A 13,759-nucleotide genomic window follows, 5' to 3' on the forward strand; every position below is an offset into this window, starting at 1 on the left:
ATGCGCGTACTCGACGAGGCCCGCACCGCCCACCTCATCGACGACGAGCTCGCTCTCGCCGCGGCACGCGAAGCCTTTCTCGCCACCGGGCGGGGAGCGGTGTTCCCCGTCGTCATCGGTCACGGCAGTGACCGGGTCAACCGGTTCACCCTGAAGTCGGGCGCCGCCGCGACCGCCGCGGGCGTCAAGATCGGCAGCTATTGGCCGGGCAACGACGCGCACGGCATCCCGCGGCACAACTCGACCGTGATCCTGCTGGACCAGCGCACCGGCCGGGTCGCCGCGGTGGTGGAGGCCTCTCTCGCGAACGCCTACCGCACCGCGGCGGCGGACGCCTTGGCCGTCCAGACCCTCGCGCGGCCGGACAGCCGGGTGCTGACCGTGATCGGCACCGGCCATCAGGCCCTGCACGACGTACGGGCCGTCGCGAAGGTCCGGCCCGTCGACACCGTACTCGTGGTGGGCCGCCGTCCCGAGGCCGCGGCCGCGCTCGCCGCGACGATCCGCGCGCGGACGGGGTTGGACGCGCGGGCGGAGTCGGTCGAGGCCGCGTGCCGGGCCGCCGACGTCATCACCACCGCCACGACCGCGAAGACTCCGTTGTTCGACGCCGACTGGATCCGGCCCGGCACCCACATCTCGGCGATGGGCGCCGACGGGGCCGGCAAACAGGAACTGCCGCCCGCACTGTACGACCGTGCCGACCTGTTCTGTGACCTGGTCGAGCAGGCGAGGGTGATCGGCGAATTCCAGCACGCCCCGGCGACGGCGACGATCACGACTCTCGGTGACGTGCTGCGCGCGAGTGCGCCCGGTCGCGGCTCGGGCGAGCAGATCACGGTGTTCGACAGCTCCGGTTTCGCCCTGCAGGATCTCGCGCTCGCGACCGCCCTGCTCGACCGCGACGACAACGATCCGGCAGGAGAGCCTCGATGACGACCCTCGACGACCCCGACACCCCGTTCGCCGTGCTCGACCGTACGCGGATGGACCGCAACATCGACCGCCTCCGCGCGCGCCTCGACGCCGCCGGCGTTCCGCTGCGATTGCACGTCAAGACGTCGAAGTCCCTCGACGTGGCCGCCGCCGTGCACCGGGCCGGACCCGGACCCGTCACGGTGTCGACGCTCGCCGAAGCCGAGTACTTCGCCGACGGCGGCTACACAGACATCCTGTACGCGGTCGGTATCGAGCCGCGAAAGCTGCCGCGCGTTCTCGACCTGCGCCGCCGCGGGGTGGACCTGGCCGTCCTGCTCGACAGCGCCGCCCAGGCCGAGGCGGTCGCGAAGGCCTCCGCCGCCGCCGGCGACGCCATCCCGGCGCTCATCGAGATCGACTGCGACGGTCACCGCGGCGGTATCCAGCCCGACGACGCGGCCCTGCTCGACATTGGACGCTTGCTGCACGACGGCGGCGCCGAGCTGCGCGGAGTGCTCGACCACGCCGGTGAGTCGTACTACGCCGACACCCCCGAAACCCAGCGGAAGGCGGCACAGCACGAACGTGACGTCGTCGTGCGCGCCGCGGAACGCCTCCGCCAGGCGGGCTTGCCCGCGCCCGTGGTCAGCGTCGGAGCCACCCCGACCGCACACGCCGCGGCAGACCTCACCGGCGTCACCGAGGTGCGCGCCGGCAACTACGTGTTCTTCGACCTCGTCATGGCGGGCATCGGCGTCTGCACCGTCGACGACCTGGCCCTCTCTGTGGTGGTCACCGTCATCGGCCACCGTACGGACAAGGGATGGATCCTCACCGACGGCGGCTGGATGGCCACCTCGAGGGACCGCGGCACCGCCGTACAGAAGATCGATCAGGGGTACGGAGTAGTCACCGATCTCCACGGTCGTGTCTACGCCGACCTCGTCATGACCGGCGCCAGTCAGGAGCACGGCACCCTGGCTATCCGCCCCGGGAGCCGTCAGGTCCTTCCCGACCTGCCCATCGGCAGCCGCGTCCGGATCCTGCCCAACCACGCCTGCGCCACCGCGGCCCAGCACCGCGAGTACCACGTCATCGACGGCAAACCGACGCCGGACGCCCCCGCGATCGAGGCGGTCTGGCCCCGGCACAACGGTTGGTGATTCGTGAACGCCGCTGATCAGCTCAGTGCCATCGCCGAGGTGGCCGGGTCGGGCGTCGAAGTGTGGCTCCGCGGCGGGTGGGCCATGGATTTCTTCCTGGGCCGGGTGACACGGCCGCATCGGGACGTGGACTGGTTCGCCTGGGCGTCGGACGCAGACAGGCTGGTCCAGGTGCTGACAGAGCGCGGCTACGACCTCCTTCCTCAGCCTCCCCACGACCAGCAACTCGATTTCGTACGGGGTGAGCTCGACCTGAGCTTCGCGCTGATCGCCAGGGACGGGTCAGGACGCGTCGTCGTGCCGAGCGGGCCCTGGGCCGGTGAGCCGTGGCCCGACGGCATGCTCGACTGGCCCACCGGTGGACTCGGTGATCTGCGGTGCCCCATCATCAGTCCGTACGCCCAGATCGAGATCAAGAAGATGATGCCGGTATGGGTGCCGGGCTTGCCGCGACGACCGAAGGACGCCGAGGACATCGCGCTGATCGAGGCGGCTCTGACATCGGCGAGCACGAAAGCGGGCGAGCGGAAGAACTGACCCTGAGCTCTCTCGCCACCCGCGTACGGTGAGGTGATGATCGGTGCGGTCGGCGGCTCGTCGCCAGGCGGGTATCGGCGGTCCGCTGTCTGGTGGATCGTCGTCGTTGTTCTGGTATGGGTGATCTTCGCCGCCGAGCGGTGGTTCGGCTACCGGGTTGCGGGGTTCGGCACTGCGGTGCTGGTGCTGCACGGGGTGGGCTGGGTGACGGCGACCGTCGTCACGGTGTGCTGCGTGGTGATCTCCTGGCGTCGATCCAGGCGGTCCTTGGCGGCGGCGGCCGCCACGCTGGGCCTGCTGAGCGCGGGAGTGATCGGCGTGGTCGACTGGAGCTGGTTGTACGCGCGTGACTTCTATCGCGAGCACCGGCAGGATTTCGCGACGCTGGTCTTTGAAGCACGTCGAGGCCTCTACAACGGCGATTCGAATGGTGGCTCACAGCTCTCCGATGAACTGGCGCATCTGTCTGGCAATGAGCTGGTGGGTTCGGTGGACCTGCCAGAAGAGACAGTGCTTTTTCTCCCGTGGTCGGCGGCCAGGGGTGATGCTCACCGAAACGGCGCTGGCGACGTTCGCGGCTGTGCCGTTGGCTATGTGAACCTCGAAGTGAGCCTGCCCGCTAGGGTCCATCATTACGATGTGTGCACAAACTGGATGTCGCTGGGTGACGGCTGGTATTGGGTCGACTGATCCCGGGCCCACACAGTCCTGTCAGTCGTCCTCGTCTGCGACCACCGGGAGGCCGTCGAAGCAGGCGACCTCGAGGTCGGAATCGTCGTCGTCCGGGCCGTCGAACTTGACGCTCACCTCGTCGTCGGGACCCCGGTCCACCTCATCGACGCGGTATCCCCGCGATGGTGACCAGGACACCAGCCGGGCCAGGCCGCCGAGGCATTCGACCTCTGCGACGCCGCCGGTGATGGTGAACTCCCGCCGTACCGTTGGGTTGGGGGTGGCTGGCGCGGTGGTCCGTGCCGGCCGGCTCTCGGGGTTGGTCGCAGGCGAAGACGGCGCGCGGGATTCTTTCGACCGCGAGGCGGCGAGCGCCCGTTTGAGCTCGGCCTGGCTACGCACGTCGCCCGGTGTGCTGACGATCCTGGCGCCGACCAGTTCGACTGCCACGACGCCGACGATGATCGCCGCCAGGATGGCGGACAGCCAGGCGGCGAGGACGAGTAAGGTGCGGCGGCGCATCACCCAACTGTGCCCGAGCAAACCTCAGCGGTTCCCCAAGCGCAGGCTAAGGAACCGTTAAGGATCGCCAGCCGGACGCTCTGACCGGCTAGCCTGCGGCGATGGCCCGCCTGTTGCTGATCGAGGATGACGTGGCGATTCGTACGCCGCTGATCCGTGCGCTTCGCGAGCGGGGTCATGCGGTGGCCTCGTCGTCCACCGCGATGGAGGGTGTCCAGATTGCCCTGAACGACCGCCCCGATCTTGTTGTTCTCGACCTCGGCCTGCCGGACCTCGACGGCCGCGAGGTGCTGCGGATGTTGCGGGCGGTGTCGGCGGTCGCGGTGATCGTGGCGACCGCGGTGGATGACGAGACCGAGATCGTCGGGGTGCTCGACGCGGGGGCGGACGACTATCTCGTGAAACCGTACTCAGCGGGTCAGTTGGACGCGCGGGTCCGAGCGGTCCTGCGCCGCGGCACCCTGGCCGCGGTGGACCAGACGATCGTCGTGGGGCAGCTGCGCATCGACCCCGGCACGCGCGAGGTGCGACTCAACGACACCCTGGTCGAGCTCGCTCCCCGCGAGTTCGACATGCTGCACCACCTCGCCACCCGGGCGGGTCAGGTGGTCACCAAGCGTGAGCTGCTTACCGCGGTGTGGCGCATTCCGCACGGCGGCTCGGACAAAACCGTGGATGTGCACCTGTCCTGGCTGCGCCGAAAACTGGGCGAGAGCGCAATGGAGCCGCGTTACCTGCACACCGTCCGTGGTGTCGGGGTACGGCTCAGTGTGCCCGCCGGAAGCTGGTGAGATGGCGCCTCGCCGTGTTGGTCGCGGCGACCACCTCCGTCATCCTGATCGCCTTCCTGGTGCCGTTGGCGCTGCTGGTGCGTGCTGTCGCCGAGGACCGGGCCACCGACCTCGGCGCCGCCGACGCCCAGAGCCTCGTCTCGGTGGTGGGGGCGGCGGCCGACGACTCGATCAAGCTGGCGGCCGAACGCCTGGCCGTGGAATCCGGCCGCCCGGTGTCGGTGTTCCTGCCCAACGGCACCGTGGTCGGCACGCCGACCGCGCGAACCCCGGCGGTGGAACTGGCGGCGCGGGGGCAGAGCCTCACCGCCGACCTCGACGGCGGCCGCGAGATCGTCATCGCGGTGCAGGGTCGCGCCGACGGCACCGCGGTCATCCGGACCGTCGTCCCCGCCACGGCGATCACCGAGGGAGTCGCTCGGTCCTGGTTGGTGCTGGCCGTCCTCGGACTCGTCCTCGTGGTGCTCGGGATGCTCGTCGCCGACCAACTGGCCCGCAACCTGGTGCGTCCGATCATCGACCTGTCCGCGGTGTCACGCCGGCTCGCGAACGCCGAGCTGACCGCCCGCGCCGAGCCGGTCGGTCCACCGGAGATCCGAGACGTCGCCGCCGCGCTCAACGACCTTGCCGAGCGAATCCAGGAGTTGCTGCGCGAGGAACGAGAGCGGGTCGCCGACCTGTCACACCGGCTGCGCACGCCGTTGACGGCGCTGCGGCTGGAGGCCGAGTTGCTGCGCGATCCGCAAGAGGCCGTCCAGGTCACCGACGCGGTGGATGCTCTCGAACGGGCCGTCACCGGCCTGATCCGCCAGGCCCGAAGGCGCACCGCGACGGGTGCGGATGCCGGTTCCGACGCGGCGGCGATCGTCGCCGAACGGGTGGCCTTCTGGTCGGTGTTGGCCGACGACACCGGGCGTACCGTGAAGGTGGATCTGGCCCCTGGTCCGTTGCCGGTCGCCGTGCCCGCCGACGATTTGGCGGCTGCCCTCGACGCGCTGCTGGGCAACGTCTTCGCGCACACTCCGGACGGCACCTCGTTCGCGGTGCGGCTCGCGCCGGAAGGCCCGCTGGTGGGGCTGGCGGTGGCCGACGCCGGCCCCGGCGTGCCGGACGGGTTGGCGCGTCGCGGTGTCAGCCAGGCGGGTTCGACGGGCCTCGGGCTCGATATCGCGCGCCGCGCCGCGGAGACCGGCGGCGGGCGTTTGGAACTGCGCGACGGTGCGGACGGCGGCGCGGTGGTGCTGATGATGTTGGCGCCACCGCGGCCGCCACGGACGCGCAACGCCGCGCCGCGCCGCCATCGCCGTCCTCGACGGTGATGGCCGCGCGGGCGGCTACCGGAGAGGTGCTCAGTCCTCGGGGTTGACGTCGAGTGGCGGGTCGAAGCCGGCCGCCAGCGTGCCCCACGACACGAACTTGAAGTTGCTGTTCTCCCGTGGTTCCCCGTCCTCGCCGCCTTCGACGTCGGGGGTGTTCGAGCCGTCCTGCAGCACCATCAGGCCGTCCTGGAACTGGCCGAGCGAGAAGTTCGACACCGTCATCCCGTCGGTCTCCTCGACGGAGTCGACCTCGCCCTGCCCGTTCACGATTCGAAACGAACCGATGAACCTGTTCCGGCCTTCGCGCTCGTACGCCGCGATGGTGTTGTTGCCCTGGCTGGACACGAGAAGGTAGCCGTCGCCGTCACCGGCGTCGAATACCGTCGTTCCCTCGATGTCGGTCGACAAGTTCTTGCCACCGAAGCCCGGGTCGTCGCCCGTGACCACGCACTCGTCGGCCTCCACGTCGAAGACGGCCGGCACGCCGAACTCCTTGACCTTGTCGAAGAGCTCCGGCTCGAAGTCCTTCAGATCAGCGTCCATCCGCCACAGCCCGACGGTCTCCTGGGCGACGTACGCGACACCGTCCTCCTCGTCAACGAAGATGCCCTCCGAGAACGGCTGCTCGCCGGGCTCCTGACACGGGGTGAACGTGGTGCCGTCCGGCAGGTCGAACTCGGTCGGCAGGCTCGCCTTACGCAGCACCTTGTAGGTCACCGTTCTGCCCTTGGCCCTCAACTCCACGCTGCCGAGCGTCGACCTCAGCTCCTGGCTGACCAGCGCCAGCGCCCGGTCGTCGTCGTGGTAGACGGACAGCCCGTACGCGGTGGCCTGCGCGTTGACCTCCTCCTGACTGGCGTTGAAGAGAAACGGCACAGCCGGATCGGTGACGTCGGTCAGCGGTGCCTTGCCCGCGGCCGCCTTCCTCGCGTCGATGGTGAAGATCCGAAGCTGGTCGCGGCCCCGGTCGGTGACCACGGCGATGTCCACCTCCTTTCCGCGAAGCTCGAAATCGGTCAGCACGTCGACGTTGTTGAACCGTCCCGCGGCGTCATCCGGGCCGGGTGCCGCCGGCGCCGCGATCCGCTGGATCTGCTTGCCGTCGAGATCGAACACCGACAGTCCGGCGTCCTTGAGGGTGCCGATCACGAGGCTCCTGGCCGGGTCGTCGGGGTTGACCCAGATAGCCGGATCGTCGACGTCGGCGTTGCCGCCGGCATCATCGTCGAACTCCGGTTGCGTTTCCAATACCGCCGGGATCTCGACCAGCGTGGGGGAAGAAGAAGCGGCGGCGGGCGCCTTTCCGGTCTGTGCATCGGCCGCCGGCTGGATCACCACGGCGATCGCGACGCTCACGGCAGCTGCCCCGGCCGCCAGGGCAAATTTGGTACCGCGACGGCGTCGTTGCTGTCTCATCTGTTTCCCCTCTCACCCGCTCTGCTGGGTGAGGCGACGCCTCGGCCCAGCAGGGCCCTTCCCGGACTGGGTAGAACCTAGGTGCGAGCTCTGCGGGGAGATAGGCGTCGCAGAATAACGCCGGGATAAGGTTCGGTAATGGCGCTCCGCGCGACCATAGCCACAATGGACCGAAATTTTCAGGCTTCGTGGCGGGCAACCGCGGTCAGGCGACGGCTTCGGCGACGAGTTGGCCGTCGGTGTTTCTCGACGCGGACGATGTTGACGCCGTCGACGCTGACGGACAGCCCGCCCCAGAACTTGCTGAACGCGTCGTGGGACTGACCGTCACCGCAGGCTCACGACGCCAGCGATGATCTTGTTGGCTACGTCGTCCGGGTCAACGTCCTTGTAGAACAGCCCGCCGGTCGCCGCCGCGATGCGGCTTCCCTGGCCGGGTTTGCCGCCCACACCGCACCTGAGGGGATAATTGTTTGCAACGTCCGCACGCGGGTTGCCGTCGAGGCCGCCCGAGGGGCCGGTATTGGTGGAAATAGCGATCACCTGAATGTTCGCGGCGACCAGTTCGGCCGTGACCGACGCCTCCGTCACTGTGTTCGCCTCGCCAGAGATCATCGGACACACCGGGTCGTGCCCGGGTGCGTCGCCGAACCACACCACGATGCGGGTGGAACCCTCACGGAACTTCGCGGCCGATACGAGCTTGTGCAACGCGAACAGGTTCGCCTCAGGTAGGTCTCCGCCGCCCTTCGCCCCGGTATTCTTCCATTCCTGGAACGCGGCCTTGGCAGCCGCGCCATTATCATCCGTTGCGGGAATCGGGGTGTCGTTGCGGTAGGCGAACGGTTGCAGGGGCGCTTGCACGGGGAAGTCCTTGTATTGTCCGGCGCCATAGCGCTGCTGAGTGGCAAACTCATCGACCCTGGTGATGATCTTCCCGGCTTTGTCGGCCACGTCCTTCAGTGCCTTCCCCATGCTGCCGGTGGTGTCTGCGAGGAAGTAGATGTCGGGCTTGATCAGCATCCGCGGTGGGGTGAAGTTATAGTTCGGGTCGGTCTCGGTACTGAGCAGGGTCGAAGAAATGATGACGCAGGTCCCGCCGGCACACTCCTTGTCCCGCCACGTCACTGCCACGACGACGCGCAAGAACGGCATGGCGGTGGGCTCGTTCTTGTTGGCGGCCTTGCAGTCGGTCGACGAGTCAACCAGCCAACATTTGACGACATACCAGTTCTGCTCGAAGTTGGACCCTGGCACCGGCTTCGCGCTGGTGGGCACGGGGGCGTCCTTGCCGGCACCGTCCGCGGCGTGCTCGTGCCAGGCCGGGTCGGCGTCCTTCAGGTAGTCAGCGACGCCTGGCTCCGGGTGCAGGAGCTGCTGGAGCACGCTCGCCCTGTCGCGATCCTTCAACAGCGTCCTGGCATCGAGCGCGCGCACCTTCTCCATCGCGTCGGCGGTAACGCGGGACGCCTGCTGTCGCAGACCCTGGTGATGATTGACCGCGCCGCTGTTCACGTAGAACGTGGTCAGCGCGATCATCATCACGTGGATCAGGCTGATGGCGACCATGACCTCGAGCAGGGAGAATCCGGCGTCATTACCGGAGGGCGGCGTCCGCTGCGCGGCCGCGCCGGGCCGAGAACCCGTCGACATCACCCCTCCGTCCTGAGCGAGACCCGTCTGCTCGCTCGATGTGTATCGGCAGCTCATCCGAAAGCTGAAGGACATGTGAGACCCACTCGTCTACTTTTCGCTCAGGTCCTTCAGCGGTCCGGTGAGGTTGGTCGGCCGGGAGAACGTCGTCTGCGGGCCTGCGGGTAGCGGGCTTGTGTGTGAGCCGCAACCGATATCCAGGATCACGTTGCTTCCCTCGACGTCGGGGATCTGCACCTTGAAGCAGAAGGAGTTCGGCTTCAGGCCGTCATCGGTGCCACGGTAGAAAGGTTCCCAGAAGGGCCACTCCTGGTGCGGCGGCGGTTTGGTCACCCCGGGCCGGATGGGGTCGTCGATGAAGATGCACGGCTGGAAGCGAATCACGTTGTACCGCTCCGACGCCGCTTTGCCGTCCAAGGCGTCCAGGCACATGCCGAACGGCATCGCTGCGGTCCTCGACGCCACCAGAACCAGGGTGAGATTTTCGTAGATGAACGACTGCTCCGGGGCGCCGGCCTCGCATCGCGCCAGTTTGACCGGGTCGCCCGCCGCCGGGGAACCCGAGTCGGCTGCCAAGCACAACCGGAGACCTGGCTTCGAGGAGGGAACTTCGATGCCCCCGCCTTGGAGGCCGGCGGCGGTACTGAACGTGTACGTGCCCTGCAGCGTGCGGCTTCCGCTGCCCCGGTCGGTGCCCTTCGAGATCAGCAGGGCGAAGCTGGGAATCGACGACAGGCCGGAGCCCTCAAAGCAAAGAAGCTTGTTTGGGTTGATCCAGCTCTCGGGCTTGCCGTGCGGATCTTCGGGCAGATAAATGATCGTGACGTGGTATTGAGCCGTTCCGGTCGCGTCCACGTCGCCTTCCACCGGATCGCACGGCAGTTTTCCCAGGTCGCCGGTGCCGGTGTTGTTGTCGCGCGCCCCCCGGATGCGTCCGATCGTCGCGTCCAGGCCGGCCTGGGCCGCGTGCAGGGCGTGGTCGCGCTGCACCGCATGACGGGCCGAGGTCACCTGGGTGAGGATGATGGGCATCAGCAGAGCGCTGAGCATCATGCCGATCACGGTGGCCAGCACGGCCATGGCGAGGGTGCCGGAGTCGTCGCGGTCCCTGCCCTGAAATAACGACCGGAAGATCACGGAACCGTCCGTCCTGCGGTGCATACGTCGGTGATTGACGTGTTGGGCGACGTGTTCAATGCGGTGATGGTGACCTTTGACGCCTTCGAGGTGGCGCTGCTGCCTTCGCCGCCGGAGGCGGCACTGAGATCGATCGTCAACCGCTGCCAGCCGTACGTGTCGTCGGTGGGAACGAAAGTGAACGGGTCCGTGCCCGCCGCCGCGGCACTGATGCCGGACGCCAGCGGAATCCACGGGGTCGGTGTGATCGGCGCGGGTCCTTCGACCCAGGTACGGCGCTGCAACTGCTGATCGGCCGCGTGCAACCGCAGCTCTGTGCACATAGCGGTGCCGCTGTTCTCCGTGCGGTACTCGACGTAGGGGTCGCCGTTGACCACCGCTGGGATGCTGAGCGCCGACGCGTAGCGGATCTCGCGGTCCAGGCGCTCGAACGCGACTTGTAGTTGCGACTGCGCGATCGAGGCCGACTCGATCTTCGACGTGCCTCGGAAGAGCTGAAGCGTGCCGGTCGTGAAGATCGCCATCGCCACGGACAGGATCGCGAGCGCGACCATCAGCTCCAGCAGGGTGAACCCGGCGTCGTCGCTCACCCGCGGGTGAGGGCACCGCTTCGAAGCGCACGGACAGTGCACCACCAAGCCCATCCGTCCCGCCCTTCACAGTCAGCCCGTACGCGACCCCCGGTCGGGGTACCCACCGGGGTGTTCCGCTCAGATCGGACGGGCAGAGCGCAACGTGAGCGATTTGCCGTGACCGGCTGGTCACTGACGCGTACACCGGAAGCGTGACGCTTCGGAGCGGTTGACCACCGGCCGGAAGCCGGCCGTGAGACCGTTCGGGGAAAGCCGACCTTACGAGCGGGGAGATCCGATGGTCACGGTCCCGGCGGGCAGCACGCTCCGGCTGCGGTGCCCGGGTGAGCAGCCGCTCGCGCTGATCGTGCTGGCCGAGGTCAGCGCGGCGTTTCTGGCCGAGCTGCCGCCGATCTCGGTGCTCAGTCCGGACGGCCCGGGCACCCGCCGCTTCGGCATCCTCGAGCTGGTCAGCAGCGCCGGCGTCACCTGGGTCGAGGCGGAACTGCGCGACGGCACCCTCACCCTCGCCGGCGACCCACCCACCGACGTGGTCCAGCGACGCGGTGCCGCGCGGCGCCCCGGCACGTACGCCGCGACGGGTACGGCCCAGCTCGACTCCGAACCGGGCCGCCGGCTGGTGGCGGTGTCCGGCCAGGTCGAGGACGTGTCCACCAGCGGCCTGCTGCTGCGCGCCGCGCCGGCCGACAGCGTCCACCTACCGCCCGGCATCGTGCGAACCCTGCTGCATATCACCATGCCCTGGGGCGACATGGCGGCTGCGGTCACGACGGTCGACCAGCGGGCCGATCAACTGCGCGGCACGTACGAATGGATGGACGCGGAGGACGAGGCGGCCCTGCGCGCCTTCTGCTCGGCGCGCTAAGCACGCGCGGAGCTGTGGAACGCGGGCGATAGGGCCCGAAACCCCGCAACCCCGCCGCGACGCCCGCTCCGTCCTCACCATCCTGCTGAGGCGCCGTCGCTCCGACGGTTGAGGATCGGACCGTGCCGGGTCAGCCCACGTGGATGCCGGGACGAAGGCCCGGGTCGGGTTCGTGCTTGCGGATGATTTCCCGTACGACGGGGGCGGTGTCGCCCCGGCCGAGCAGGAAGTAGCGGAACATGTGCACGAGTGGACTGCCTTCGGCCCAGGCGAAGTAGCAGTGTGGCCGTACCCCGGTCGTCTGGCGCAGGGCTAGCAGGACAGCGGCGATGGCGTTCGGCCCGGCGGGCGCGTTGGCGCGCAGTATCCGGTACCTGCCGACCTCGACGCCGCGGACGTGGAGGACCTCGCTGAACTCGGACGGGTCGACGACGTCGATCTCGAGGAAGAGGATGTCGGCGGTGCCGGGTACGGGGTTGTCGCCGCGCTGTTCGCGTTCCTTGTCGGCGTACTCTTCGGTGTCGCCGGCCTGGCGGCGGTTGGCGATGATGTTCAGCGCGCCGTCGTGGTTCAGGGAGTCGGTGATGAAGCGTCGGGCGGCCGGGTCGAACTCGATGCGATCGGCCCGTAGCTCGGTGGTGCGCGACACCCGGGAGATCAACGAGACGACGATGATGCCGAGGATGAACAGCGCGGAGATGGCGATGCCGTCCGGCTTTTCGATCACGTTCTCGGCCAGGGCGTACGTCAGCACCGCGGTCAGCAGGCCGAATCCGACGGCCGCCGGGCGCTGGCGACGGCGTACGGCCGAGACGGTGACGGCGAACGCGCCGGAGACCATCATGGCCAGGATGCCGGTGGCGTACGCACCGGCCTGGGCGTTGACGTCGGCGCCGAAGCCGATGGTGAGAACCACGCAGAGGGCCGTGTAGACGAGGACGACCGGGCGCACCGCGCGTCCCCACTCGGGAGCCATGCCGTATCCGGGCAGGTACCGGGGAACGATGTTGACCAGCCCGGCCATGGCCGACGCGCCGGCGAACCAGAGGATCAGGATGGTGCTGATGTCGTAGACGGTGCCGAACGCCTCGCCCAGCTCCTCGTGGGCCAGCCAGGCCAGGGCCCGTCCGTTGGCGGCGCCGCCGGGCTGGAACTGCTCGGCGGGGATCAGGACGGTGGTAACGAAGCTGGCCGACAGCAGGTAGACGCTCATGATCAGCGCGGCGGTGGTGAGCAGCTTGCGGGTGTTGGCGATGCGCGACCGCAGACGCTGCTCGTCGTCCGCGCCGTCGGCGGCGACCAGCGGCATCATGCTGACCCCGGTCTCGAATCCGGACAGGCCCAGCACCAGCAGCGGGAAGGCCAGCACCGCCGGCCCGGCCAGGCCGGTGAATCCACCCCCGCCGTCGGTCAGCGCGTCGACCCAGGCGGAGAACGCGCCGGCCGTGGTGAGAACGTCGATCAGCCCGGCGACGATGACGGCCGCGTTCAGAGCGAGGAAGACCGCGACCAGCGGGATGGCGACGCTGACGGCCTCGTTGAAGCCGAGCAGGAACACCGTGCCCAGCGCCAGCAGCAGGACGATCGTGATGACGACCTCGTGCCCGTGCAGCACGCTGGGAAAGAAAGGGTTCTCGACAATGTGCACCGAGGCGTCCGCGGCCGACAGGGTGATCGTGATGATCCACGACGTGGCGACGAAGCCGAGCAGAACGAGCACGAACAGCTTGCCGCGCCAGAACGGCAGAAGCCTCTCCAGCATCGCCACCGACCCGGCGCCGCGCGGACTCTCCCGCGCCACCCGCCGGTACATGGGCAGCATGCCGAGCAGTGTCAGCACGACGATGAGCAGAGTAGCCAGGGGCGACACGGCGCCGGCGGCGAGCGCGGCGATCGCCGGCACATAGGCCAGGCTGGAGAAGTAGTCCACCCCGGTCAGGCTCATCACCTTCCACCAGGCATGCGACTGCGCGTGGCTCTCACCCGCGGCGGGGCCGGAGGGATGAACCTGGTGCCGCAGTAGCCAGCGGGACAGGCGCCCGCCCGCCGGCGCCCGATGGACGGGAGTGTCCACCACCGCCGGAACCGCGAACTCTTCCTTGGCATTCATGCGCAACTCTTCCCGCACCGTCATGATCACTGCGACCTCCACGCTACGACCCGGCGGGTAGCG

The 13,759-nt window shown here is 68.7% G+C and carries 13 protein-coding genes; 7 read left to right on the forward strand and 6 right to left on the reverse strand.

Annotated elements, in window-relative coordinates; genetic code table 11:
• The 4 genes from AB0M36_RS15575 to AB0M36_RS15590 are packed head-to-tail and all read left to right on the forward strand — an operon-like array spanning position 1 to position 3,308.
• On the forward strand, positions 1-936 hold the full coding sequence (locus tag AB0M36_RS15575) for an ornithine cyclodeaminase family protein (RefSeq protein WP_364157355.1): 936 nt from the start codon (positions 1-3) through the stop codon (positions 934-936).
• Positions 933-2,081, forward strand: a complete 1,149-nt coding sequence (locus AB0M36_RS15580) for a DSD1 family PLP-dependent enzyme (RefSeq protein ID WP_364157358.1) — start codon at positions 933-935, stop codon at positions 2,079-2,081. The genes AB0M36_RS15575 and AB0M36_RS15580 overlap by 4 nt, the downstream gene beginning before the upstream one ends.
• A gap of 3 nt (positions 2,082-2,084) precedes the next feature.
• On the forward strand, positions 2,085-2,618 hold the full coding sequence (locus AB0M36_RS15585) for an aminoglycoside adenylyltransferase (RefSeq protein WP_364157361.1): 534 nt from the start codon (positions 2,085-2,087) through the stop codon (positions 2,616-2,618).
• 36 nt (positions 2,619-2,654) lie between these two features.
• The gene (locus tag AB0M36_RS15590; RefSeq protein ID WP_364157364.1) at positions 2,655-3,308 is read left to right on the forward strand and encodes a hypothetical protein; all 654 of its coding nucleotides are present in this window, start codon (positions 2,655-2,657) and stop codon (positions 3,306-3,308) included.
• Between the two features lie 21 nt (positions 3,309-3,329).
• Here AB0M36_RS15590 and AB0M36_RS15595 read toward each other — a convergent pair whose 3' ends face one another.
• The gene (locus AB0M36_RS15595) at positions 3,330-3,812 is read right to left on the reverse strand and encodes a septum formation initiator (protein WP_364157366.1); all 483 of its coding nucleotides are present in this window, start codon (positions 3,810-3,812) and stop codon (positions 3,330-3,332) included.
• A 101-nt stretch (positions 3,813-3,913) separates the two neighbouring features.
• On the opposite strand from AB0M36_RS15595, the gene AB0M36_RS15600 reads away from it, so the two are divergent.
• Together AB0M36_RS15600 and AB0M36_RS15605 are read left to right on the forward strand one after the other, a co-directional pair.
• Positions 3,914-4,603, forward strand: coding sequence for a response regulator transcription factor (locus AB0M36_RS15600; RefSeq protein ID WP_364157368.1), 690 nt, complete (start codon positions 3,914-3,916; stop codon positions 4,601-4,603).
• Positions 4,600-5,922 carry a HAMP domain-containing sensor histidine kinase gene (locus AB0M36_RS15605; protein WP_364157371.1) on the forward strand — a complete coding sequence of 441 codons (1,323 nt, stop codon included), beginning with the start codon at positions 4,600-4,602 and terminating at the stop codon, positions 5,920-5,922. The genes AB0M36_RS15600 and AB0M36_RS15605 overlap by 4 nt, the downstream gene beginning before the upstream one ends.
• 30 nt (positions 5,923-5,952) lie before the next feature.
• Here AB0M36_RS15605 and AB0M36_RS15610 read toward each other — a convergent pair whose 3' ends face one another.
• From AB0M36_RS15610 to AB0M36_RS15625, 4 genes are all read right to left on the reverse strand, one after another.
• Positions 5,953-7,278: a phytase gene (locus tag AB0M36_RS15610; RefSeq protein ID WP_364157373.1), complete on the reverse strand. Its 1,326-nt coding sequence runs from the start codon at positions 7,276-7,278 to the stop codon at positions 5,953-5,955.
• A gap of 387 nt (positions 7,279-7,665) precedes the next feature.
• Positions 7,666-8,991, reverse strand: a complete 1,326-nt coding sequence (locus tag AB0M36_RS15615) for a prepilin-type N-terminal cleavage/methylation domain-containing protein (RefSeq protein WP_364157375.1) — start codon at positions 8,989-8,991, stop codon at positions 7,666-7,668.
• A gap of 90 nt (positions 8,992-9,081) precedes the next feature.
• Positions 9,082-10,128: a hypothetical protein gene (locus AB0M36_RS15620; RefSeq protein ID WP_364157378.1), complete on the reverse strand. Its 1,047-nt coding sequence runs from the start codon at positions 10,126-10,128 to the stop codon at positions 9,082-9,084.
• Positions 10,125-10,718 (reverse strand): prepilin-type N-terminal cleavage/methylation domain-containing protein, encoded by a 594-nt coding sequence (locus AB0M36_RS15625; RefSeq protein WP_364157380.1) that lies wholly within the window; start codon positions 10,716-10,718, stop codon positions 10,125-10,127. The genes AB0M36_RS15620 and AB0M36_RS15625 overlap by 4 nt, the downstream gene beginning before the upstream one ends.
• 280 nt (positions 10,719-10,998) lie before the next feature.
• Here AB0M36_RS15625 and AB0M36_RS15630 point away from each other — a divergent pair, with 280 nt between their 5' ends.
• Positions 10,999-11,586, forward strand: a complete 588-nt coding sequence (locus AB0M36_RS15630) for a hypothetical protein (RefSeq protein ID WP_364157383.1) — start codon at positions 10,999-11,001, stop codon at positions 11,584-11,586.
• A gap of 130 nt (positions 11,587-11,716) precedes the next feature.
• Here AB0M36_RS15630 and AB0M36_RS15635 read toward each other — a convergent pair whose 3' ends face one another.
• The gene (locus AB0M36_RS15635; RefSeq protein WP_364157775.1) at positions 11,717-13,696 is read right to left on the reverse strand and encodes an amino acid transporter; all 1,980 of its coding nucleotides are present in this window, start codon (positions 13,694-13,696) and stop codon (positions 11,717-11,719) included.
• Between the last annotated feature and the right edge of the window lie 63 nt (positions 13,697-13,759).

Origin of the sequence: Actinoplanes sp. NPDC051346, assembly GCF_040682215.1 — a bacterium.
In the GTDB taxonomy this organism is placed as follows: domain Bacteria; phylum Actinomycetota; class Actinomycetes; order Mycobacteriales; family Micromonosporaceae; genus Actinoplanes.